The 22,163-nt window shown below is 49.8% G+C and carries 21 protein-coding genes; 4 read left to right on the forward strand and 17 right to left on the reverse strand.

Going from position 1 to position 22,163, the window contains the following annotated elements; translation table 11 throughout:
* Positions 1-9 precede the first annotated feature (9 nt).
* The gene (locus tag AB3N00_RS12630; protein ID WP_413034817.1) at positions 10-813 is read right to left on the reverse strand and encodes a nucleotidyltransferase domain-containing protein; all 804 of its coding nucleotides are present in this window, start codon (positions 811-813) and stop codon (positions 10-12) included.
* A 226-nt stretch (positions 814-1,039) separates the two neighbouring features.
* Between AB3N00_RS12630 and AB3N00_RS12635 the strand changes: the two genes are divergently transcribed.
* Positions 1,040-2,395: a helix-turn-helix transcriptional regulator gene (locus AB3N00_RS12635; protein WP_413034818.1), complete on the forward strand. Its 1,356-nt coding sequence runs from the start codon at positions 1,040-1,042 to the stop codon at positions 2,393-2,395.
* Positions 2,343-3,191, forward strand: coding sequence for a WYL domain-containing protein (locus AB3N00_RS12640; RefSeq protein ID WP_413034819.1), 849 nt, complete (start codon positions 2,343-2,345; stop codon positions 3,189-3,191). Before AB3N00_RS12635 ends, AB3N00_RS12640 begins: the two co-directional genes overlap by 53 nt.
* Positions 3,192-3,238: 47 nt before the next feature.
* Here AB3N00_RS12640 and AB3N00_RS12645 read toward each other — a convergent pair whose 3' ends face one another.
* From AB3N00_RS12645 to AB3N00_RS12670, 6 genes are all read right to left on the reverse strand, one after another.
* Positions 3,239-3,727 carry a hypothetical protein gene (locus AB3N00_RS12645; RefSeq protein ID WP_413034820.1) on the reverse strand — a complete coding sequence of 163 codons (489 nt, stop codon included), beginning with the start codon at positions 3,725-3,727 and terminating at the stop codon, positions 3,239-3,241.
* A gap of 228 nt (positions 3,728-3,955) precedes the next feature.
* Complete coding sequence (locus AB3N00_RS12650; RefSeq protein WP_413034821.1) at positions 3,956-4,696, reverse strand: hypothetical protein; 741 nt, start codon at positions 4,694-4,696, stop codon at positions 3,956-3,958.
* Positions 4,693-5,391 carry an ABC transporter ATP-binding protein gene (locus AB3N00_RS12655; protein ID WP_413034822.1) on the reverse strand — a complete coding sequence of 233 codons (699 nt, stop codon included), beginning with the start codon at positions 5,389-5,391 and terminating at the stop codon, positions 4,693-4,695. Before AB3N00_RS12655 ends, AB3N00_RS12650 begins: the two co-directional genes overlap by 4 nt.
* Positions 5,384-5,794, reverse strand: coding sequence for a GntR family transcriptional regulator (locus AB3N00_RS12660; protein ID WP_413034823.1), 411 nt, complete (start codon positions 5,792-5,794; stop codon positions 5,384-5,386). The genes AB3N00_RS12655 and AB3N00_RS12660 overlap by 8 nt, the downstream gene beginning before the upstream one ends.
* Positions 5,795-6,002: 208 nt before the next feature.
* Positions 6,003-6,869 carry an aldo/keto reductase gene (locus tag AB3N00_RS12665; RefSeq protein WP_413034824.1) on the reverse strand — a complete coding sequence of 289 codons (867 nt, stop codon included), beginning with the start codon at positions 6,867-6,869 and terminating at the stop codon, positions 6,003-6,005.
* A gap of 32 nt (positions 6,870-6,901) precedes the next feature.
* A complete protein-coding gene (locus tag AB3N00_RS12670) occupies positions 6,902-7,465 on the reverse strand; it encodes an STM3941 family protein (RefSeq protein ID WP_413034825.1) in 564 nt (187 codons plus the stop codon).
* Between the two features lie 320 nt (positions 7,466-7,785).
* Here AB3N00_RS12670 and AB3N00_RS12675 point away from each other — a divergent pair, with 320 nt between their 5' ends.
* Both AB3N00_RS12675 and AB3N00_RS12680 read left to right on the forward strand, forming a co-directional pair.
* Positions 7,786-9,783, forward strand: coding sequence for a S9 family peptidase (locus tag AB3N00_RS12675; RefSeq protein WP_413034826.1), 1,998 nt, complete (start codon positions 7,786-7,788; stop codon positions 9,781-9,783).
* A gap of 295 nt (positions 9,784-10,078) precedes the next feature.
* Positions 10,079-11,263 carry a MalY/PatB family protein gene (locus tag AB3N00_RS12680; protein WP_413034827.1) on the forward strand — a complete coding sequence of 395 codons (1,185 nt, stop codon included), beginning with the start codon at positions 10,079-10,081 and terminating at the stop codon, positions 11,261-11,263.
* Positions 11,264-11,342: 79 nt separating this feature from the next.
* Here the strand turns inward: AB3N00_RS12680 and AB3N00_RS12685 are convergent, their stop codons facing one another.
* The 10 genes from AB3N00_RS12685 to AB3N00_RS12730 all read right to left on the reverse strand — a co-directional run bounded on the left by AB3N00_RS12685 (position 11,343) and on the right by AB3N00_RS12730 (position 21,930).
* Positions 11,343-11,945, reverse strand: a complete 603-nt coding sequence (locus tag AB3N00_RS12685; RefSeq protein WP_413034828.1) for an ABC transporter ATP-binding protein — start codon at positions 11,943-11,945, stop codon at positions 11,343-11,345.
* The gene (locus AB3N00_RS12690) at positions 11,935-12,888 is read right to left on the reverse strand and encodes an ABC transporter ATP-binding protein (RefSeq protein ID WP_413034829.1); all 954 of its coding nucleotides are present in this window, start codon (positions 12,886-12,888) and stop codon (positions 11,935-11,937) included. Before AB3N00_RS12690 ends, AB3N00_RS12685 begins: the two co-directional genes overlap by 11 nt.
* A gap of 1 nt (position 12,889) precedes the next feature.
* On the reverse strand, positions 12,890-13,870 hold the full coding sequence (locus tag AB3N00_RS12695; RefSeq protein WP_413034830.1) for an ABC transporter permease: 981 nt from the start codon (positions 13,868-13,870) through the stop codon (positions 12,890-12,892).
* Positions 13,867-14,862 (reverse strand): ABC transporter permease, encoded by a 996-nt coding sequence (locus tag AB3N00_RS12700; protein WP_413034831.1) that lies wholly within the window; start codon positions 14,860-14,862, stop codon positions 13,867-13,869. Before AB3N00_RS12700 ends, AB3N00_RS12695 begins: the two co-directional genes overlap by 4 nt.
* 42 nt (positions 14,863-14,904) lie before the next feature.
* Complete coding sequence (locus AB3N00_RS12705; protein ID WP_413034832.1) at positions 14,905-16,548, reverse strand: ABC transporter substrate-binding protein; 1,644 nt, start codon at positions 16,546-16,548, stop codon at positions 14,905-14,907.
* Between the two features lie 291 nt (positions 16,549-16,839).
* Positions 16,840-17,319, reverse strand: coding sequence for a nickel-responsive transcriptional regulator NikR (nikR, locus tag AB3N00_RS12710; protein WP_413034833.1), 480 nt, complete (start codon positions 17,317-17,319; stop codon positions 16,840-16,842).
* Between the two features lie 123 nt (positions 17,320-17,442).
* Positions 17,443-18,348: a hypothetical protein gene (locus AB3N00_RS12715; protein WP_413034834.1), complete on the reverse strand. Its 906-nt coding sequence runs from the start codon at positions 18,346-18,348 to the stop codon at positions 17,443-17,445.
* 298 nt (positions 18,349-18,646) lie between these two features.
* Positions 18,647-20,671 (reverse strand): hypothetical protein, encoded by a 2,025-nt coding sequence (locus AB3N00_RS12720; RefSeq protein ID WP_413034835.1) that lies wholly within the window; start codon positions 20,669-20,671, stop codon positions 18,647-18,649.
* Positions 20,646-21,548 carry an ABC transporter ATP-binding protein gene (locus tag AB3N00_RS12725; RefSeq protein ID WP_413034836.1) on the reverse strand — a complete coding sequence of 301 codons (903 nt, stop codon included), beginning with the start codon at positions 21,546-21,548 and terminating at the stop codon, positions 20,646-20,648. The genes AB3N00_RS12720 and AB3N00_RS12725 overlap by 26 nt, the downstream gene beginning before the upstream one ends.
* Entirely contained in the window at positions 21,541-21,930 is a 390-nt protein-coding gene (locus tag AB3N00_RS12730; protein WP_175398052.1) for a GntR family transcriptional regulator, read from the reverse strand. Before AB3N00_RS12730 ends, AB3N00_RS12725 begins: the two co-directional genes overlap by 8 nt.
* Positions 21,931-22,163: the final 233 nt, after the last annotated feature.

The following is a 22,163-nucleotide window of genomic DNA, read 5'->3' on the forward strand; positions in this document are numbered from 1 at the left end:
TCCTTCTGCCTACACTTCATCCGCCCATACCTCTTCAAGCGCGAAGCGGAAAATGCGATCCAGTTCTTCATATTGAATAACTTGTTCGTTCGTCATGGCCGCAGCCATGTGTTCGTAGTGCTCGATTTTCTCTGCCAAATAGGATTGAATGGCTGGCAGCTTCGGCTCCAGATCCAGTTCCTCTCCGGCTCTCTTCCTTCTCAAAAGTTCTTGAATCTCCACATACAGTGGTGTATCCCCAGGTACGAGTTCTTCAACCAACTGATCGAACTCCATTGGCGGCATTGCATCATATCGTTCGATCCAGCCGCACGCGAGCAGTGGACGCAGCACATAGAAGTACTTTTTGATTCTCACCTGCTCGCCCTGTAAATAATCCCGAAAGTTCCCTTTGGCCATGTTCAGATAATGGTACATACACGACTTGGGCGAGAACGTGAGCGGAGACCATGAACGAATGTGTTCTGCCACACTGTACCGTTCGTCATAGCGAATGGGCGATTGCAGCCACTCCAGCAGCGGTGGATTCGATTTGCGAAACAGCTTGAGTGCCTTCTTCAGATCCCAACCATTAATATCGAGTTGATCACTGATCGGCCGTTCAATGACATCCCGTTTATCTTCAATCGACAAGTACCATTCCAGCGGTCTCACATACAGGAAACGCACATCATAATCACTATCCTGTGAAGGAAATCCCCAGGCTCGACTGCCTGACTCGCAGGCATAGATAATGCGCACCCGTTCCTCCTGTTCAATCTGTGCAAGCTGCTGCCGGATCGTCTCTCTCATTTCTTCATGAACGTGGGTCATATCTGCCTGCCTCCTTCTCCTCTTCTTTTGCTTGCCATGCACCTCTTCATACCCTCATTATGCCTAACCCATCTACACAAGAACATGGCGAAAGTATGGCGACCTTTATAAGTTTAAAATGAAACCAGCCACTCTTCCTGTTACAATGAAGGGATACGAGAAGTGAGAAGCTTAGCATTGCATTATTCTATTTGCCTGACTCCAGGCCACCAAGGAGTGATGATTCATGGCCAAAGAAAGCTTTGACAAAGAAATTCAGTTTCTCCGCATGCTGTCACTGACAAGCGGTGCGTACAATCGCAAACAGTATGCCGAACGACTTGGCATATCCGTACATACCTTTGATAAAACCACACGCAGGTTAAAAGAAATCATGCAGACTGTTGCGGACCCGCGCAGCGGATCCGAGCCAAGTAAAGAGATGACGGACCTCGTCCGTTTTCAGTATGGTGAAACTGCAGAACCCATGCTGCTGTTCCTCTATCGTGCCAAATCGATGAAAGAGACGGAGGTTCAGCGACTTTCCGTCATTTTACATACACTGCAAGGCAGCGCACTGACCGCCTTGGAACTGCTGGATGCCTGCTGTGCCGATCTGCCCGAGGAACTGGCACTGCCTGACGAAAAAACGATCCGCACCGATCTGAAGTATCTGGAGGAAGTCGGCGTGATCCGGAAGGAACCGGGCGGCAGGCCTTATCGATATACGCTGCAGCAGGACGTCCTCACCAAACTAACGGCCCAGGAGCAGCTGGAGTTATATGATTTTGTAGACATCATGGCCAATACCCAAGTCCCTTCAGTACAGGGATATTTGTTAAGAGACAGTCTTAAGAAGGCAATTGCCACTAGCTATCCCGAGCAGGAAGTCACTGAACCTTTTATATACAAGTACCATTATTATTCCCGCATTCTGGACGAAGCGCACTTGTACACCCTGCTTAGTGCCATTCGGCAGTGCAAGCGGGTCCAGTTTGTCTATTTTTCACCCAAAAAGCCATCCAGCTACAGCTCGCAGAATACGAATCCGCGATTTGAACGGGAAGCCGGCGGACACGCCAATCGGATTCTTCCGCTCGAAGTGGTTTATGATCACCAGTATGGCCGTTGGTATGTCATTGGATATCAAGGGCGCCGTGGGTTTGTGAAGTTTCGAATGGAAGGCATTACACAGATGGAGGAACTGGATACGGTCGACGCAGCGTATATGCTTGAACTCAAACAGCAATGGGCCGAGGCCAGCCGTTACAGCTGGCTGGTGGATACGGCGCAAACGGTAACCGTTCAAGTCCGTTTTTTTCATCCCGAGAGCGGTCAGCGCAACTTCATTCTGGATCGGGTGCGTCTGCAAGGCCAGTGGGGCACGATTACACCCGAAACGGATCACACCTTTCTGTATGAAATCCGGGTAAACGGTACAACCGAGATTAAGCCGTGGCTTCGGAGCTTCGGCTCAAGTTGCGAGGTCATTGCACCTCACAGACTGCGTCAGGAGATGATCAAGGAATGGAAGGAGATTGCGCAATATTATGAATCTGTTCGAGAAGATGTTCAACTATCAGATCATGACGAGATTGAATGAGACCGGACTCTTCACCTGGACTTCGCAGGAACGAGCCTGGCTCCGAATGATGCTGAATCACACGACTGCCCAGGAAGCATTGACCCCTTCCACTTACAGCAAACTGCAAGATATGTTGGATACGGAGCAGGATCTGAACCTGCAGGAATACCTGTCCGAAAAAGCGAAAAGCGAAGAAAACAGCGTCTCCCACCCATTGCTCAAGCCATTGCGAAAGATCATTATGCATCAGCAGGGCTTTCGTCTGACGGGGCGGGTCCGCAATGGGCGAATCACCCAGGAACAATTCGGGTTCCCTTATAAGCTCGAATATTCCATGGTCAAAAAAGAATGGTACGTGCTCTGGTACTGTCCCCGCTTCGGCAAGCTGATGTCGACCAAGCTGCGCAGCATTATTACTGTGGAGCCACAGCACCTCGATCCGGAAACTCTATCGCAATACATCTCACAGATTCCTATCTTGACCGAGAAACGAAAGACAACGGTCACAATTGAAGTGCTGCCGGAATTCAATCAGGAATTGTCTCGGATTCTATATGCCTTCTCCTGCTTCGAGAAACAGGTTGAGTACGTGGAAGCACAGCATTCTTACCGGATTGAGCTGACGATTCCGCGGAGTGAAATGGATTATGTGCTGTCCAAAATGCGTTTTCTGGGCAAACGGGTTCGAATTGTAGAGAATGCGACGCTTCGAAAGCGCATGTCCGAGACAGCTGCCAAGGTGCTTGCCCGCTATGCGGACACGGAGCCTGAAGTGAGGTCTGAACCGCCTCATGAGACTAGAGTGTCCACATAACAAACACCAACCCGAACCATGTGGTGGTTCGGGTTGGTTAATACGATCTATGTGGCGGCTGAATTCCGTCTTTTGTTAATCGCGTGCACCCCCATAACGACGGCTATCAACTCATAGGTTTCCAGCTGATCCGACTCATTATTTAGTACAAAAGCTCCCGAACTGAACCAGCCGCTTGTACGTCTAAAGCTTGCCACCGTTCTGCCGCCCATCCCGGTAATGTCATATTCCTGAGAAAATGCCGGGGCGGTTACCTCATACACACCTCGTGGTCCCGCATCATATTCATACCTTTTACTGAAAAAGCTCATTCTGGCTCGCAAGACACCCATTTGTCCTCCATCCGCTGAGGTTATTTCCCAGCGATTGCTTAACATGCGGAATTGACCGCTGCAGGTCAGTCCCGATGGATCGAACACATCGATCGATGTGCCAAATGCACTTTTCAAATCCAAATGTCCTGCCTGCTCCTGATTCTGAGTCATGATTTCGGTGTAGCCTGCGTTGAAAAAGTTGTCCCTGAAATACAGCTCCATGACATCCTCCCCTTTTACTCAAATTAAACCTGCTCCGGCATTAAGCTCACATTATATTTCTATTTACGTATGCGAACTGGATAAGGCTTCATAACGTGAAGAACTCTCAGTTTCTAGACCATAAAAAAACGAGCGATCGTAATCGCCCGTTTCAGCTGTGCTGCCTGGAGTATAACCAATCTTCTGATCCACCTAACAGGTGTGCTAACTTAAGAATTAATTGATGGTCTAAACCTCTACCTTTTTGCTGTTCAGATAAACCGTCGCCGCAATAAACAGAGCCAAGAGCACAGCCTCGAACACAATATGCGCATACACGGCACCAGACCATTCAAACATGCTGGAGGTAAACGAAATTTCGGTATCGCTCTCGGTAACCTGGAAAACGTCCATCGGATCAATCCGTCCAGAGAAAATGAGATTATCCAGCCAGCTTACCAGGGTACTCAGGATGAAGAATGAAACAATGCCAATCCAAGGTCCGCCTTTGAAACGGAAGCTTCCACCAATGGAGATCGACAAAAATATGGTAACGGCCATGAACGTCGCAGTCCACCAGGCAAAAAGGACACCCGTTGCTACATCTGAAATTCCAATGTTGATAATCTCGATATAACTTGCGACCTGTGAACCCGGGTATGCGGCATTATAGATGGTGAAATGGAGTACCCCCACAGCGAACAATGCCAATCCGCAGATCGTTCCAAACAAAAGTGGAGAGACCACATGGGACAATTCCGACACAGGTACAAGGCGCCGATTGTAGGCTCGGATGTTGGACCAGTAGGTTTTAATCATTTTCACAAACAGGGCCACGCCTATGCCGATGTAGGTTACTATAGCCAGAATGCCTGACTCCACTTCAGGAAGGAATGATGCCAGAACGATCTGAATGACAATCAGGATCGCCAGCCCAGCCAGCAGGCTGCTTATATTTCTTCTAAAATCATACTTCAACAATGTCATCATTCCGCATAAACCTCCTTGAACATTTCATCCACACTTTTACCGTATTTCTGGCGAAGCGTCTCAACCTCTTCCTGCATCACTTTCTCGCCCTCACGAATGAAAATGACTTCATCGAAAATCCGCTCAATATCGGTCACAAGATGTGTTGAAATAATGAGGCTGCTGTCTTCGTCATAAAATTTCACGATGGCATCCAGAATCTTGCCGCGAGCAACCGGATCGACACCTCCAATAGGTTCATCCAGCAAGTACAGACGTGCCTTGCGGGATAGAGCCAGTGTTAGTTGAAGTCTTTCGTTCATACCTTTGGATAAATGCCGTACCTTGTCACCTTCTGCAAGCTTCATGAAATCAAGCATTTCCCTGGCCTTTTCTTCATCAAAATCAGCATAGAAATCGCGGTAGTATGCAATGGCATCACGAACCTTCATCCATTTCTCGGTCAATGGGCGATCCGGCATAAAAGAAACGAGCGACTTGGTCTCAAGTCCAACCGGTTTACCCGTAATCTGAACGGTTCCACTCGTAGGATGCAGCAAACCCGCAACCAGCTTCATGAGGGTGCTCTTGCCGCTGCCGTTACTTCCGAGCAGTCCCACAATTCTGCCCGGAGCGATTGCAAGCGTGACGTCGCTTAACGCCTTCTTGCTGCCATACATTTTGCTTACGTGATTCAATTCAAGGATGTTACTCATGCCCCGCCCCTCCCTGTTCATTGCCTTGCTGTGAATGCTGCCCTTGCGCTACGGCATCCGCTACAATCGTAACGATATCCTGCTCCTCAATGCCCAGTTCCTGCATGCCTGTCAAAAAACGCTCCAGCAGCTCTCCTGCCATTTCTTTTTTGATCGTCATAATTTTCCACTCCTCACTTGTCACATATCTTCCCAGACCCCGTTTCGTTTCCACCACTTCTTCCCGTTCCAACTCCTGAAAGGTCCGTTGTACCGTGTTGGGATTAATCTGCAATTCAGCCGCCAGTTCACGAACCGAAGGAATCTTATCTCCAGCCTTCAGTGTGCCTGTTACAATCTGCTTCTTGATGTACTGCATAATCTGCAGATAAATTGGTAAGTTGTTGTCAAATTCCATAGTCACAAAGCGCTCGCTCCTTTCTGTATCTGTGTGTTAGTTACATAGTACACTAGTGTTCTGGTAATGTAAAGCTCATTTCTTTCTAACTTTATGCAATCATTTCTCATGAATGTCCAAACACTCTGAGCAAAATAAAAAAAGAGCAGATCATGAGATCTGCTCTTTCTTGGCATCAGCTAATTTGTGAATTAGCCTACGTAATACACCCAATCTATACGATGTCCAAAGGAACTTTGCCTTCAGGTGCAGGAAATGCAACATTCAACCGTTCCACTTCTTCGTGTGTCAAAATAATATCCATGGCCGCGGCATTCTCTGCCACATGAGATAACTGTACGGCCTTGGGAATTGCAAGCACATCACCATCGCGGATGACCCAGGATAATGCAATCTGTGATGTACTGACTCCCCGCTGTGCGGCAATATCACGAATGACCGGATGCTCCAGCAGCTCGGTCCGCAGCCTTCCTCCCTGAGCGAGCGGACAATACGCCATCACGGGGACATGTCGTTCCCGCAACCAGGGCAGCAGACTGTTTTCAATGCCACGTGATGCCGCATGATACAAGACCTGATTCACGGCGCAATGCTGTCCAGCCGGAATATTCCATAACTCCTGCATATCCTCCGTGTCCAGATTGGATACGCCCCAGCGCACAATTTTGCCCGCTTCTCTCAACTGCTCCAAAGCTTGAACTGTCTCCTCGAGCGGCACACGTCCCCGCCAATGCAGCAAATACAAATCCAGCCGATCCGTACCGAGACGTTTAAGACTGTTCTCACAAGCGGTAACCATCTGCTTGCGATCTGCATGATGCGGATAGACCTTGGAAACCAGAAAAACATCATCCCGGCAGTCCGCTATCGCTTCTCTGGTTACTTCCTCCGCTCCGCCTTCAGCATACATCTCTGCGGTATCAATCACCGTCATTCCGCGTTCAATGCCGTTACGCAATGCTTTTACTTCTTCTGCTCGGACGGAACGGTTTATTCCCATGTACCAGGTACCCTGCCCAATGGCAGGCAGTGCAGTACCATCAGGCAGCAGAACCGTGCGCTCCTTCTGTCCATGTGTCATTTGCATACCTCCTATTTGAGACTCGTTCGATTTTAAGACTTGCCCAGCGGGTTACGCGTACGCACTTCCTCACTCGCCCGCTTCCATCTTCCAACCATCATGATATATAGCTGTTCCAGGGGTAAAGACAGACTGCTCTGCGCGACGCTCACCGTGGCATCCACCATCTGTGTGTTCACGGTCATGAGCTTGCGTTTTACGCCAGTTTGACGATCCAGAAAGGCCTTCTCGTCCCACAGTTTAACTCCGATCATAGGCTGCCCCATCAGCTCATACATGAAAATGTTCTCCACATCTTTCCATGGGATAAATCCTCCTGATGTATACGATGAGGAGTCCACGAATCCTTGGTCATCGACGACAAAGGAAGGTTCCTTCTTAATGATCTTCACCAAGCTGTAGCAGAGGCAGAGTCCAAAAAACAGAACAGAAACAAGACCAACCACCGAAGAAATTACAGAATCCCCTGAATCAGAAGAGTCGCTAAACATCAAAAAAAATCCGGCTGCCACAAAAAGCGCCGCCCCCATCGCAAGCCATCCCATTCGTTTTCGGCTCGGATATTCCACATGCTGCTGTTCATAGGATGTCGACAATTTCGTGCTCCTCCTTCAATTCTGTTGAAATATGTATAAGCTATATCTTTATATGAATTCTTTAGCAGACAGAAATAACATAAGTTATTAACCAAAATACGCAAATATCAAACAGCACATTCGGGTCATCATCCATCTCTTTCATGACAATTCAACCCTTAGGATTCGCCATATGTTCAGCAATTCCTTCTATGCTCTGCATTGTTGAGCAGTAACCGCCCTACGTGCAGAAGCATGTTGTCCTCATCCCCGCTTTCCTTTAGTATTAATGGAAAGGTCAGGAAATTATATCTGCTAAATCAGGGTGGGAGGACAAAATAATGAACAGTCTGCGTGGCATCACATCGGAAGATCTTTTTCAGATTACATGGGTTAATGATCCAACCCCGTCTCCCGAAGGCGGACAGCTGGTATATGTAAGCCGGAAAACGAACGAAAAACGAGACGGTTATTCTTCTCACCTGAGACTCTTCCATCTGGAGAGCCGGAAGGACAGAGCTTTCACCTCCGGAGACAAGGATCATTCGCCTTGCTGGTCGCCGGATGGGTCACAGCTTGCCTTTTTGCGGGAGCATGATGGAAAAACACAAGTCTGGCTGATCGCCTCGGATGGCGGAGAAGCACAGCAGATCAGCCGATTGAAGCACGGGGCAAGTTCACTCACCTGGTCTCCGGACGGCCAGACGTTACTTGTGAAATCTTCGGTCGATGTCCATGGAGAAACCGAAGCGGAGGCCGATCAGGACAGCAAACTGCTGCAAGAACTCGTTGTGGACCGTATTCGCATGAAGTCCGATGGCGGAGGATTATGGAATGGCAGACGAACTCACCTCTTCAATATCCCGGTCGATGGTGGTGAAGCCACACCAGTAACCTCAGGTCATTATGACGTTGGAGATTATGCGTGGTCACCTGACGGAGCATCCATTGTCTGGATTGCCCAAATGCCGGAGGAAGGTGAGGAGCATAACGATTATACACTGACCAATCATGTGTACCTGGCCAAAGCAGACGGATCTGATGTGCAGCAGCTCACCCCCGAAGGATTTACTTTCAGCCGTTTGGCTTATGCACCAGATGGACAATCTCTTGCCCTGCTTGCCAGTGATCGATCCTACGGAAATGCCACACTCGTGAAACTCTACACTCTTCCTATCTCGGGCGGCCAACCTGTGTGCCTGAGCAGTGACTGGGACGTACAGATGAATCACAGCCTCGTTGGGGATATGCGCGCACATCTGACCCCGACAGGTCCGGTATTTACCCGCGACGGTTCATCCATTCTCTGTCTGGCTACTGTCCAGGGCAGCGTCCGAATCGCACGCTTTGCGCGGGATGGCAGTCACGCTGAGTATGTATTACCAGCTGAGAAGGAATTCTATCAATTCGCTGAACTGGAAAACGGACACATCGTTGCAGGCGTAGCGGATACGCTAAACCCAGGTGACTTCTTTTTATATCCCAAGCTTGATGATCAAGGAACAGATTCCGTTCAACTGACTCACAGCAATCCCCAGCTGGAAGGAGAGATCCAGCTCAGTACACCGGAAACCTTCTGGTTTGACACCTCGGATGGACTTCAGCTGCAGGGATGGATCATGAAACCGGTGGGCGCGGTAGACGGCGTCAAGATCCCCACCATTCTGGAAATTCATGGCGGTCCTCACATGATGTATGGTTTTACCTTTATGCATGAATTCCAAATGCTCGCAGCACAGGGCTATGCCGTCGTGTATACCAATCCACGAGGCGGATTGGGTTATGGACAGCAATTTGTGAACGCCTGCCGTGGTGACTATGGCGGTGGTGATTACCGCGATCTTATGGAGACCGTTGATTATGCCTTATCCACCTACGAATTCATTGATGAAACCCGCTTGGGCGTGACCGGGGGCAGCTACGGGGGCTTCATGACCAACTGGATTGTCGGGCACACGGACCGCTTCAAGGCGGCTGTCACGCAGCGTTCCATCTCCAACTGGCTCTCATTTTACGGGGTGAGTGACATCGGTTATTTTTTCACAGAAGATCAGATTGGCGGCAATGCGTGGGACGATACGGAGAAATTATGGAAACATTCCCCTCTTGCTTACGTCGGTAATGTAAATACGCCGCTGTTGATCCTGCATGGTGAACAGGATCTGCGTTGTCCGATTGAGCAGGCTGAGCAGTTGTATGTTGCTCTGAAGCGCCGCAAACAGACAACCCGGCTCGTTCGTTTCCCCGGAGCTAATCATGAACTGTCCAGGGGCGGCCACCCGCATCTGAGAGTACGACGTCTCGAGCACATCGCCGGATGGTTCAACGAGCACTTGTAATTCATTGAATGAGACAAGCTGAGCCAGTCTATAACCATCGCAGGAAGTCATCGGATGATGGCACTGTGATGGTTTTTTCAGTTGTAGGGGATAACCCTTTAACCAAAAAGTAGCTTTTACATCGTGACTGGAATCAAATGATAGAAAATGCATACATGCATGAATAAATTCAGGGAATTCGGACCATACCTTATGGAGTTTAAGATGAGGCTGGGAGTTGCGAAAACAGCAAATTTATTAGATAATAATCTGTCGATTGTGGTCGAATGAACGGATTAGAAGGGGGAAGCTAATAATGAAGAAAAACACATTTGATGAGCCGATTAATCGTCTCTCTACCGGATCAGAAAAATGGGACGCGCTGGAGGAGATTTTCGGAGTAGCCGATGCCCTGCCCATGTGGGTGGCCGATATGGATTTTGCCGCACCACCATCAGTCATTGAGGCGTTACAGACTCGCATGGAACACGGCATCTTCGGTTATACGGTGCGTACGGAATCCTATCATAGAGCTTTGAGGGGATGGATGGAGCGGCGCCACAACTGGACAATCAGTGATGATTGGGTTGTATTCACACCGGGGATTGTTCCAGCCTTGAGCATTGCCGTCCAACGGTTCACAGTACCGGGAGATGCCGTTGTGATCCAAACTCCGGTCTATGCCCCCTTCTATGAAGTTGTACGTGGTCAAGGCAGAGAACTGATGACCAATCCACTGCGTCTCGAAGATGGTCATTACACCATGGATCTGGAACATCTGGAATCCTGCCTGCAGACAGGCCGGGTCAAGATGTTAATCCTGTGCAGCCCTCACAACCCTGTTGGACGTGTGTGGTCTCGCGAAGAGCTTGAAGGTCTTGCTGCTCTGTGTGTGCAGTATAATGTACTGGTGGTCTCGGATGAAATCCATGCCGATCTTGTGCACCAACGCGGCGTGCATACACCGCTGACTCTTGTCTCGGATGCGATCGCGGATCTGAGCATCATCTGCACGGCACCAAGCAAAACATTCAATATTCCCGGCCTGTGCACCTCCAATATCATCATTCCGAACGCCAGCTTGCGGGAATCCTTTATGCAAGGAGTAAAAACGATGGGGCTCGCCAGCATCAGCACGTTGGGTGCTGTTGCAGCAGAGGCAGCCTATAACGGAGGCGAGCAATGGCTGGACGACTGTCTTGCGTACATTCGCGGAAACATGGAATACGTACAGCAGTATGCAGCGGAGCATATGCCGGACGTTGGAATCGAGCTGCCCGAAGCGACCTACCTGCTCTGGATGGACTTCCGCAAGCTGGGTATCCCGCAGGAAGATCTTGTGCGGATGCTGCTGAACGACGCAGGCCTCGCCTTTAATGACGGAACGGTCTTCGGATTGGAAGGCACCGGATTCATGCGCATGAACGTAGCCTGTCCACGGTCAACGGTTGAAGAGGCCATGCGCAGATTATCCGTGCTGTTGAACAAAATAAACAAATAAAATAATTGATGCAAAATACTGAAAATAAGCCATCTCCCCTGGATTCGATCAAGGGAAGATGGCTTATTTCTGATTGCAGCTACAATGTAGGCATGGGAATAATCCGGTCGCACAGCCTGTTCAGCAGATCATAATCATGGCTGATGACAAGCAGCCCCAAATTGCGCTGGCGTGCCGTGTCCATTACGGTATGCCAGATCTGGGCCTGTGTGATGGCATCCAGCATCGTAGTCATCTCATCTGCGATCAGGTAACGCGTCTCCTTGCCCAGTGCGCGTGCTACGCAAAAACGCTGCAGCTCACCGCCAGACAGTTCACCGGGTCTGCGATCCATCCAGCCAGACTGAATGCCCAGAGCATCCAGCAGCTGTTGGTCCTCCATCCCGGCTTCGCTCAGCACACGCCTCATTCGCCAGCGTGGATTGACCGCTTTCTCGGGATGCTGAAATACGAGCTGGACTGGACAAACTCCCGTTAAAGGGAGTGGCTTCCCGTCCAGCAGCACTTGTCCTGTCACAGGTTCGGCATATCCTGCAAGGATGCGCCCCAGGCTCGTTTTGCCACATCCACTGGGTCCCCACAATCCCACGACTTGTCCACGCTCCACTTCCATGTTCATCTCGCGAAATATCCAGTTATCCTTGTTGTATCGGTAACCTGCATTCCGTGCTTCAAGTGGCATGAATACACCTCACTTCTCCGCCCCGTAGCTTGCGCATTTCAGGATGTTTATCTATACATGCACGAGTCGCTGCATCGCAGCGGGGTGCAAATCGACAGCCCTTCTCCATCCGTTGATCCGCCAGGGGCTGGGAGCCCGGGATAGGCTGAAATCCATTTTGTGGTAAAGCATTCCATAGTGCACGTGTATAAGGATGTCTCAAATCTTCTCCGTTGTCCGTAAAGTCGACAGCATGCGCAGTCTCTACACAGGAACCGGCATAGAATACGACGATACGGTCTGCTGCGGTCAATGCAGAAGCAATGTCATGGGTAATCCATAATATGCCTGTTCCCTGATCTGCCAGTTCCCGAAATTGCCTCAGCGTTTCAGCCAGCACTTCCGGATGGATACCTGGAGTCGGCTCATCGGCAATAATCAGCTTGGGCTCACCGGAGGTCGCTGTAGCCATCAGCACCCGCCGGGCCATGCCTCCGGACAGCTCATACGGATATTTCCCGGAGGTTCCATGAGGCAATTGATAGCGGTCCGTCAACTCCCGTTCTGCCTTTTCCATCTGAACCCGGGGTGACAACCGGCGCTGACCTGACTTCCGATTAACAGGATGGACCTGCTTTCCCACCTTCATCAGCGGGTCCAAATAACTAACGGATTGAGGAATGTATACCAGCTCTTCTCCGCGCAGACGAAGCTGCCGCTCTCTGGTTAGAGGCTCTTCAGCATAACGGATCTGTCCCTCCATCCTGGCATTGGCCGGAAGAATGCCCATGATCGCTTGTGCCAGCACACTTTTACCAGACCCGCTCGCACCGACGACAGCTACAATCTCGCCCTCATTCACAGTCAGATCCAGATCCTGAATGACCTTGCTCTCCTCATGTGCAAACCAACCACGAGCACGTCTGAACGAAACCGAAACTCCTCTTACTTCAAGAAGTGCCAAATTATCCGACCTCCCTTGAACTGCCTGTACCTGTCATTACCTTCAAACTGCTTCCCAGTACATCAAAGGCACGAACAACCAATAACAGCGCCAGCCCCGGGAAAAAGGCAAGCCACCACATACCTGCCGATAGATATCTCATCGACTCTGACAAAATAATGCCGATCGCCGGCTGCTGCGGCGACAGCCCGAGTCCCAGAAACGTAATTGCAGCCTCATGCAGAATGGCATGAGGAAAGATCAACAATATACCAACAAACAATTGTGGTACCAGGTGAGGCAGCATATGATGTACAGCAATACGAAACCGGGATTGGCCCAGCCTGCGTGAAATATGAATATAGTCTGCGGATTTCAGCTGAATCATCTCCGCACGTACAATCCGGGCCAGATTCGGCCAATGGGTGAGGGCGATGGCAGCTGCCACGCCAGACAACCCTCCACCGAAGACAAAGGCCAGCATCACCAGTGACACCAGATGAGGCACACTCAGAAACAGATCAATCAGCCAGGAAACGATCCTGTCAGCAAGCTTGCCCGAAGCGGCGACTAAACCGAGCAGCAGTGCCACGAGCCCACCACCGCAGGCAGCAAGCAGCCCAACCTGGATGCTGGTCGTCAATCCCTTTAATGTCCGCATGAACATGTCTCGCCCCAGCCAATCCGTGCCGAAGGGATGTGCCCATACGGGGGCCAAATTCCGATCCATTAAAGAAGTTAGGGTTGATTCTGCGGGGAGCATGAACCCTGTCAGCCACACGATTGCGATCCAGATCAATGCCAAACTCCCCCAGATCAGTGCCCGTTTTCGCGGATTGTGATACCGTAGTTGGCTCTTGAAGCCATTACCACCTAATGCCGATCCTGCTTGGAGCTTCGGTGGTTCATCCTTGCTCGGCTCCCCCTTTTTGCCCGATATCACTTTCTGCAACCGAGGCATTTCACGGACCGGCCTGGAGGACTGCTCTATTTTCGGCTTCATGTTACCAGCTCCTCCTTCATCCGCGGATCAATGATACGATACAGAATGTCTGCAATCATATTGCCTGTAAAAACAAAGATGGTGCTGCACAGCACAAGCCCAAGCAGCAGCGGCACATCTCCGCGCAGCCCAGCCTGAACGGTTGCCTGCCCCAGGCCCGGATAGGAAAATACCTGCTCTGCAAGAACGGCTCCGCCGAACAGTTCACTGAATGAAGCAAACTGCAGTGTTAGCGCGGGCAGCACGACATGTCTGAACCCATGCCTGCGAAACAGCTGCACCCCACGCTCGCCTCTTGCTCTGGCAAAGACAATATAGTCCGATTCAAGCACGTCCACCAGCTTCTGACGGGTATGAAGGGCAATGGCTGCCACCCCTGTCAGACTCAGGGTCAATGCAGGGAGAATCATGTGAATGGCTCGATCCGTCCATGTGACCTGATCGGCTGCCATCCCTGCAGGTACTCCCAGACCCACCGGAAGCCATCCCAGCCATACACCGAACACCATGAGCAGGAGCAAGGCTATCCAAAATACCGGGGTGGAAGCCAGCGTATAACAATACCAGCAGATCAGACGATCCAGCTTGGAATCCCTTCTCATCGCTGCGGCTACACCCAAACCAAATCCAATCACACCGGATAAAACCCAAGCCACTGCCATAAGCGCAACAGAGTTCAGGAATCGTTCCTGAATAATATCAGCAACCGGCTGTCTGTAGATCATCGATGTTCCCAGATCACCCTGAAGCAATGCCTGGCCCCAGGCGAATAACCGCTGGGTAGGCGGATCATTCAATCCCCAGCGTTCTTCAATAAGGCTTCGCTGCTCAGCACTCACCCTGATCATGTCTCCGCCAATATAGGCCTCTACCGGATCCACAGGCGAAAATTGCATTAATATAAAAGCCACCACACTGACTCCTACCAGCAGAGATAAGAGTCGCAACATCTTAACACCAATAAACATGGCCCATCCACGATTGCCTGTCATACCATCTCTCCTTGATTCAGGCTAAATCTGTCCCCTCGATGCCTACTTTGCGTTGTCATCCCAGGACCATTCCTCCAGATTGGATGTCACCGGCCAACCGTGACCATGCGGGTGGATCTGTTGTTCACCAATGTTCAGACCATCCTTGACCAGATACAAGTGATCAATATTGACCAACCATGCCCATGGGGCGTCACCCTGATAACTGAATCCGGTCATCCCGTCCCACTCTGCCTTTTGCCAGAACGGAAGGGCTTCTTCTTCACTCGTAGCCTGAAGGGCCTGCTGCATCCAGCGGTCTACCGCCGGGTTGGAATACAGTCCCACATTGTAGTATCCCTCCCCCTTGTGAGTACTGCTGTACAGGTTGTAGGTTTCCAGCGGATCGTGACTGCCCCATCCGAATAGGACGGCATTGGCGTAAGCCTGCTTTTTCGTTTCTTCACGGCTCTTTCCTTCCACATTGATTTTGATTCCAGCCTGAGCAGCCATATCTGCTGCAGCAAGCGCTACAGACTGTCTGGTCAGGTCTCCTGCAAAGTAGAGCAGATTGAACTCGGCTTCTACACCGTTTTTCTCCACTACCCCATCACCGTCTGGATCTGTCCAGCCGCCATCCGCCAGAATCCGCTTCGCTTCTTGAACATCCCCATCTGCGAATACAGCATCCGGATTGCCCCAAGGCAGATCATCACTTACGGAATAAGCCGGACGACCATACCCCTCAAGCACCCCTTCGACCAATGCATTGCGGTCAATAGCCACATTCACCGCCTGGCGGATGGCAAGATCGGACGTCACATCATTCCCTGCCGGAAAGCCGTCTGCAGAAGTCCCGCCCGCAGGCTGCATGGGAAACATGATGCCCCGGTTATCCACGGTTTTGACCGATTCCAGTGTCATGCCGTCCACCTGCTGCTTGCTGAATGTGGCCGGAATGGCGGCAATATCCACGGATCCGGCTTGTGCCGCTGCGAAGGCTGCATCTTCATCCAGGTAGAGGAATGTCAGTTTGCGGAATGCAGACTTTTGGCCGTAGTATTCCTCGTTGGCCTCCACAATGGCCTGCTGCCCCTTATCCCATTGAACCAGCTTGTATGGACCGGATCCGACAGGATGCTCGGCATAATCGGAGCCATATGCGTGTTCAGGTACAATCCCGAGTGTAGTCAAAACACTGATAAACGTGGACTGCGGCGTCTTCAATGTGAATACAACCGTTGTTGGATCAGGAGCCTGTACACCTGCCATATTGGTGAGATCAATCACCGATCCACTGCTGGCCGCCGTTTCAAACGTAAATTTTACATCCTCTGCAGTCAGCGGTTCCCCATCGGAGAACTTTACGTCATCCCGCAGCATAACAGTCCATGTGAGGCCATCTTCACTGACGGTATACTCTGTTGCCAGATCATTGACCAAACGCAGCTTGGCATCCCTTTTCAGTAAAGTACTCTGGAAGAGCGGTGAACCATACTGCCCCCAGCCTGTTGTTGGATCGAATCCGCCTTCAGGCTCCGTACCAACCGCAAGCACCAGCTCGTCACTTGAATGTGAAGCTGCTGTTTGCCCACTCTCCTTGACCGAAGATGCACCTTGTGCACATCCTGCCAGTCCAACCGCACATACAAGCAAAAGACTCAGCCCTGCTTGGCTTGAACGTTTTCTCCATGAAAATTGGCCCATCTACCCTTTTCCCCCTTTGGATATGCAGCAATTCTCCAGACTGGAAGCTGTTCAGTCCGTAATCGTGTTACTATTTTTAGCAATTGTAGCACAATTACAATTCACCGTGTTAACTAAGTTAACTTCAAATTCCATATATTTTCATTTCGGATAAAATTACGATGGATTTATGGCGTTTACTCTGTCATCTCAAACAACGAGGTCAGAAACATTGACAACACAAACAGACTGTTGGTTCTCAACCAACAGTCTGTTTTAAATGTATGGCAATACATGATGAAGAGCTGGATCTCATTCATGATGATGATGGCTGTGATTGTGATCGTGGCTGTTACTGCTCGCGAGTTTGTTGAGTTCATCCACATATGTCACGGACAATTCGGCATAGAGTACCCCTTTTTGCACCTGGATCTGTTGGTGCAGATGACGCAAGCGCCCCAGATTGCCCCTTACTGCGATAACCTCAAGACACTGATCGTGGTTCAGATGTACATGCATATTGGAGATAATGTCATGATGTGCCTGGTGCTGCAATTCCATCAGACGAATCGGCAGATCGCTGATATGGTGGTCATAAACCATGACAATGGTACCCGCCACATCCTGCTCGGATTGCAGACGAGAAGGCTCCAACAGCGTTTTGCGAACCAAATCACGAAAAGCCTCGGACCGGTTTTTGTAACCCCGCTCTTCAATATACTCATCAAACTGTTCAATCAGCGGGGTAGGAAATGCCACGCCGAATCGGGTCAAATCTTCCTTGTCTGCCATTCACAGCCTCCTGCATGTCGTTTATATCCGAGTGTATCATAGTCCCGGTTCATCTTCGACTGTACTCATGCAAAAAGTGGAATGGACTCATATATGTTTGTGAGGCACCGATCTGGACTTCATCTATTGCGGTCTCTTTGCGAGCTCCTTTTTCACTTTCAGGTAGGTATCGGCAACTTTTTGCTCCAGTGCATGAATATTTTGTTTGGAGCCGGCCCACTTCTCGGCAGCAGATGAGAGCTGATTCAATGAACTCAATACACGTGAGGGCTGGCCTTGTTTGATGTTCTGTTTGAACAGCTTCAATGCGTTCGCGTATCTCTCTTTGGATAGGCTTGCCTGTTTTTTGCCTGTTTGAATCTGTTTCTTGAACGGGTCAGCCGCCGCAAGCATGCTGCGCAGACGCTTATCCTCGGTACTTTTTCGTTTCCGGGCATCGGCAAGCTGCTGTTTCTTGATGCGAATATCTGCCTTCGCCAGCTGTACAGCCGGTTTTAATGTCTCCGTCTGCGCACGGAGCGCGGCCGTCCATTCCTTGTTTTTGGCGGCTCTTGCTGCAGCGAGCTGCTTGTTGACTGTGGTGTACAACGTAAACATTGGCTCATATCGGGTTTGGGTACGCTTTAACGTATCGGCCAGTGCAGCCAGTTTCGCCTCATCTGCTTTACGTATTTCCTGACGAAGCCTGGATAACTCAGCCGTATTCGCTGCATGAAGTGCCTTTGTTTTCTGTTCCCAGCTCTGCTCCTGCATCGTCCAATTCCCCACTTTCTGGTACGCCTGTTGCAGAGAAGCTTTCGTTTGAGTATCCGCTTTTTTCAGTAGGGCTTCCCACGACTTTTGCGCGGTTACACCAAGATCCGGTCCTGCCGCCTCGGCAGCTGGTGTGAACACATGGATTGATGCCATGCTAAGGACCAGGAGCAGCGAGACACAAAGGCGAGTGATAAACCACCTCGCAGTTCTCCTCCCAACATGACCGTGATTCGTGGCTTGGTCCATGCTGAACCGATCTTCCACCGTGTTCATTGTACATTCCTCCTCGTTTACCCAAAATGTAATGCAACTTCTTCGTTCTCCAGTTGATCCAAGGTGAAGCGGCCGGAACAAACACAAAAAAGCACCCGCAAAGTCAGACGATTGCCTGATTTTACGGGTGCTTCCCTTATTAACCGTTCCCTATATGATTCGCAGTTTTATCTTGTTTTAGCGCGAATCTCAACCTTTTCTAATATATTCCAACACACTCATTTCGTCAAGTCAGCCTCCAGGCTGGACATCATGTAACATCATGCAGCGGGAGAACCCTTCCCGCTTACATTGCAATCTACTGATCGGCCAAAATGGCCTTCATGTCTTCGGTCAAATCCTCTTCCTTCAGCATCATATAAATGTTCTCACCGCGGATGGCATTCAGCTTGATCTGATAAACGGTTGCTTTTTCTGTCCGCTCTCCTGATCGCTGACGTTCAAGCAGGTCGCTGATGATTTTTTTATTTTTAGTCGCAACCTGCTTGCTGCCACTTAAGTTTCCGTCAATATATTCCGGCTCAGCATATACCCACTGAGGATTACCCGGACTGTCTATTTCCTGTTTAACGATCTGGGCAGAAGCAATTTCGTCCGCGGTAATAAGCAGCTGATCGTATAATTTGTTTTCTTTTAACCATGCGATCACCCGATCATAGCTGGGTTTAATTTCAAAACTCCACATCTCTTTCGGTTGATACGGATCATGTGAAGCCGATTCCTGGTTCATTTCCGCGTATGCAAACGACTGCCACGGGGAACGCTGCTCCTCATAGGTCTGGTCCAGAATATCCTGCTTCAGCAGCTCCTTGAACTCACGGACCTGGTCAGGACTGCCAATGTATACTTTGCGATACGAACTGATGGTTGAACGGATACCAATACTGAGCAAATCCTCATCCAGTTTATACGTATCATAGGCCACCCTTTTATAATCCGGAGACTGTTTCAAAGCCATCAGTTCCTGTCTGAATTCAGCTTCGGGAATTTGGTATCTGCGCTTCATGACCTTGCCGTTATTCAATTTGTAGTTAATGTAAACATACTCATCATAATTATCATCCGGATAAACGGGGTCTGGCAAAGACAGATCGGAAGTGATTATTTTTTGATGAAGGGCAAGGACAGCTTCCATAAATTCAGGGTCATCCGAGTAAAATGGTTGATCATCCACCTTCTGATTCACACCGTTAACGTAAGTGTAATGATCCCCGCCAAGTTTAATGCTTTTGACATCATTCATCTCTGGCACTCTGGCAGCATATCCGTTCCAATCGGCAACAGGCACGTACAAAATCAACCCGGACAAGAGGCCATATAGAACCAGCTTGGGCAGTAATCTGCCGTTCCAGATCAGCCACGTTTTACGAATGATCATCTCGGCCACAATGTACCCGACAATACCACCGAGAACATATCCGAAGATGGTCCACCCGGTTGATCCTGGCGGTGCAATCATCGTGAAGTAGGCTCCGCCAATCAGTACCAGCGTAAACATCAAACCAAAGCGAAATATTGGTTTTACAAGGGTAAACGTAATGGCCTGGGTAGCGGATTCCACTTTGCGCTTGGCATATAAGACATAAGACAATGGGATGAATACAAGGGCCAAAGCTGCGTAGATTACGAGTTCCCTACCAATCACCGGATAACTGTTGATTGAAGCCATACGCAGAACAAGGGATATTTTCTCCGCGTAGCTGTTCATATCACCGTATGGATATCCAAGCAGATAATGCTGCAGGTGCAGCGTAAAGATAAACCAGAACACGACAGGCAGCAACAGGATTGCATATACCGTTAGTCCCTGCAGTACGGATTGGCCAATGCACATGCCCACAGCCACCGTCAGCATGAACATAAACAGCGAATAAATGCTCATGCTGAGACCCCACATCCAGATCTCACTGCCGCCAAAGATAAAAGCGAGTCCATCCTGAGCAGCCCATATCCAGCCGGTAATCGCCGTGGTAAGCCAGATCGGAATCAGGAACATTGCGAAGCCGGTCAACAGATTCACCGTTAACAGATGTTTGCGCTGCAGCGGCAAACCGTGGAACAAATCCGACGGCGCTCCGGATTGCATATAACGGAATAGAAAAATGCCCATCGCCACTGGGAAGGTGATTGCAAACAAAATGTGCGTTTCCCCATTGGACTGAAACAAGCTGGTAATAGTCTGCGGCACATCCCTGTGCTCCGTCGCAATATGGAGCGGCAGCGAAAACAGCAGCGTGATCAGGTACAGGATGCCGAGCCACCCGTGCTGCCTGAAATTTTGGAACAGGATGCCCCGGTTACAGAATAATCGGTTGAATGTCATACCCTGCATCCTCCATTTCATAAATAAATATTTCTTCCAGCGTCAGCGGCAGCACGTCCATCAGGTAAGGATTGAGGGAGCGAAACCGTTCCGTCACATCCTCACGGTTACCTTTGACAATGTACAGCGATACACTTCCCCGCATCTCTTCATGTAAAATGTTCAATTGTTCATCCACTGCCTTCGCATCGTCAGGATGGCGGAAAGCAACCTGAATTTTATGCGTATCGGCCTTCAGATCATCGAGATCCTTCTCTACAATAATGCGGCCTTTGTGCATAATGGCGACGTGATCACACAGGTCTTCGATTTCACGCAGATTATGCGACGAAATAATAATGGTCACCTGGCGCTCGGCGGCTTCCTGGAACAGCAGATTTTTGATCTGCTGCCGCATCACCGGATCAAGGCCGTCAATCGGCTCATCCATGAGCAGCACTTCCGGCATGCAGCTCAGCCCGAGCCACACAGCTGCCTGCCTGCGCATGCCTTTGGACATGCGATGCAGTTTGCGTTTTACGTCCAGTTTGAACACTGTCGCCAGCTGCGCGAACCGTTCCTCATTCCAGCGCGGATATACCGAACGATAAAAGGCAGCCATCTGGGTAATGGAAGATTGCGGGAAAAAGTAGGGCGAATCTGCCATGAAGATGGTACGACCCTTAAGGTCCATATTTTCGTAAATTTCAGCCCCATCGATGCGAACTGTTCCGCTGTCCTGGCAATAGATGCCTGCTATGATCTTGAGCAGCGATGTTTTGCCTGCCCCGTTGGAACCGAGCAAACCGTAGATTGATCCCTTATGTATGTGCATCGTTACGCCATCAACCGCTTTTTCATGTTCAAACGCTTTAATGACCTGATTCAGCTCAATCATTCGGCTCCCCCTTTTCTATACGGGCCATCGCTTCCTGGAACAAAAGCGTCAGATCCGCCTTGGTTAAACCGGAATACGAAGCTTCTGCAATCAGCTTCACCAGTGCCGCTCTAATCTCATCTCTCATGGCTGCATTCGGATGTTCCACAGACGATGATACGAAGCTCCCTTTTCCCTGCAAAGAGTAGATATAACCTTCACGTTCAAGCTCCCGATATGCCTTCTGAATCGTATTCGGGTTGACGGTCAGCTGTGCTGACAGTGTGCGCACGGAAGGAAGCTGCTCATCAGGTTGGAGAACACCGTACACGATCATTTCCTTGATTTTGTCCACTAGCTGTTCGTAGATCGCCTTACGGCTGCGTACATCTAATTCGAACATCCCGCACCTCCTCTCCAAAAAAATATGATGTAATACCCCGTAAGCTAAATAATGACTGACTGTATCTGAAGTGTTTGCTTCTAACACTAAGGTGTATTAACTGTACTATTATTATTAATACAGTTAGATTCGATTGTCAACGGTTAACTTTGACTTCTCGTTTGATCCGCGATAACTTTATATATATGAAGTGACATATACGACATGAAAGCAAGGCAGCCACGCCGGAAATG

The organism is Paenibacillus xylanilyticus (genome assembly GCF_047246825.1).
Lineage (GTDB): Bacteria > Bacillota > Bacilli > Paenibacillales > Paenibacillaceae > Paenibacillus > Paenibacillus xylanilyticus_B.

Excerpts from the sequence above, each read along its gene's own strand:
- AB3N00_RS12630 (WP_413034817.1), bottom strand. The coding sequence starts at position 813 with ATGACCCACGTTCATGAAGAAATGAGAGAGACGATCCGGCAGCAGCTT.
- AB3N00_RS12635 (WP_413034818.1), top strand. The coding sequence starts at position 1,040 with ATGGCCAAAGAAAGCTTTGACAAAGAAATTCAGTTTCTCCGCATGCTG.
- AB3N00_RS12640 (WP_413034819.1), top strand. The coding sequence starts at position 2,343 with ATGAATCTGTTCGAGAAGATGTTCAACTATCAGATCATGACGAGATTG.
- AB3N00_RS12645 (WP_413034820.1), bottom strand. The coding sequence starts at position 3,727 with ATGGAGCTGTATTTCAGGGACAACTTTTTCAACGCAGGCTACACCGAA.
- AB3N00_RS12650 (WP_413034821.1), bottom strand. The coding sequence starts at position 4,696 with ATGATGACATTGTTGAAGTATGATTTTAGAAGAAATATAAGCAGCCTG.
- AB3N00_RS12655 (WP_413034822.1), bottom strand. The coding sequence starts at position 5,391 with ATGAGTAACATCCTTGAATTGAATCACGTAAGCAAAATGTATGGCAGC.
- AB3N00_RS12665 (WP_413034824.1), bottom strand. The coding sequence starts at position 6,869 with ATGACACATGGACAGAAGGAGCGCACGGTTCTGCTGCCTGATGGTACT.
- AB3N00_RS12675 (WP_413034826.1), top strand. The coding sequence starts at position 7,786 with ATGAACAGTCTGCGTGGCATCACATCGGAAGATCTTTTTCAGATTACA.
- AB3N00_RS12680 (WP_413034827.1), top strand. The coding sequence starts at position 10,079 with ATGAAGAAAAACACATTTGATGAGCCGATTAATCGTCTCTCTACCGGA.
- AB3N00_RS12685 (WP_413034828.1), bottom strand. The coding sequence starts at position 11,945 with ATGCCACTTGAAGCACGGAATGCAGGTTACCGATACAACAAGGATAAC.
- AB3N00_RS12695 (WP_413034830.1), bottom strand. The coding sequence starts at position 13,870 with ATGAAGCCGAAAATAGAGCAGTCCTCCAGGCCGGTCCGTGAAATGCCT.
- AB3N00_RS12700 (WP_413034831.1), bottom strand. The coding sequence starts at position 14,862 with ATGACAGGCAATCGTGGATGGGCCATGTTTATTGGTGTTAAGATGTTG.
- AB3N00_RS12705 (WP_413034832.1), bottom strand. The coding sequence starts at position 16,548 with ATGGGCCAATTTTCATGGAGAAAACGTTCAAGCCAAGCAGGGCTGAGT.
- nikR (WP_413034833.1), bottom strand. The coding sequence starts at position 17,319 with ATGGCAGACAAGGAAGATTTGACCCGATTCGGCGTGGCATTTCCTACC.
- AB3N00_RS12715 (WP_413034834.1), bottom strand. The coding sequence starts at position 18,348 with ATGAACACGGTGGAAGATCGGTTCAGCATGGACCAAGCCACGAATCAC.
- AB3N00_RS12720 (WP_413034835.1), bottom strand. The coding sequence starts at position 20,671 with ATGACATTCAACCGATTATTCTGTAACCGGGGCATCCTGTTCCAAAAT.
- AB3N00_RS12725 (WP_413034836.1), bottom strand. The coding sequence starts at position 21,548 with ATGATTGAGCTGAATCAGGTCATTAAAGCGTTTGAACATGAAAAAGCG.
- AB3N00_RS12730 (WP_175398052.1), bottom strand. The coding sequence starts at position 21,930 with ATGTTCGAATTAGATGTACGCAGCCGTAAGGCGATCTACGAACAGCTA.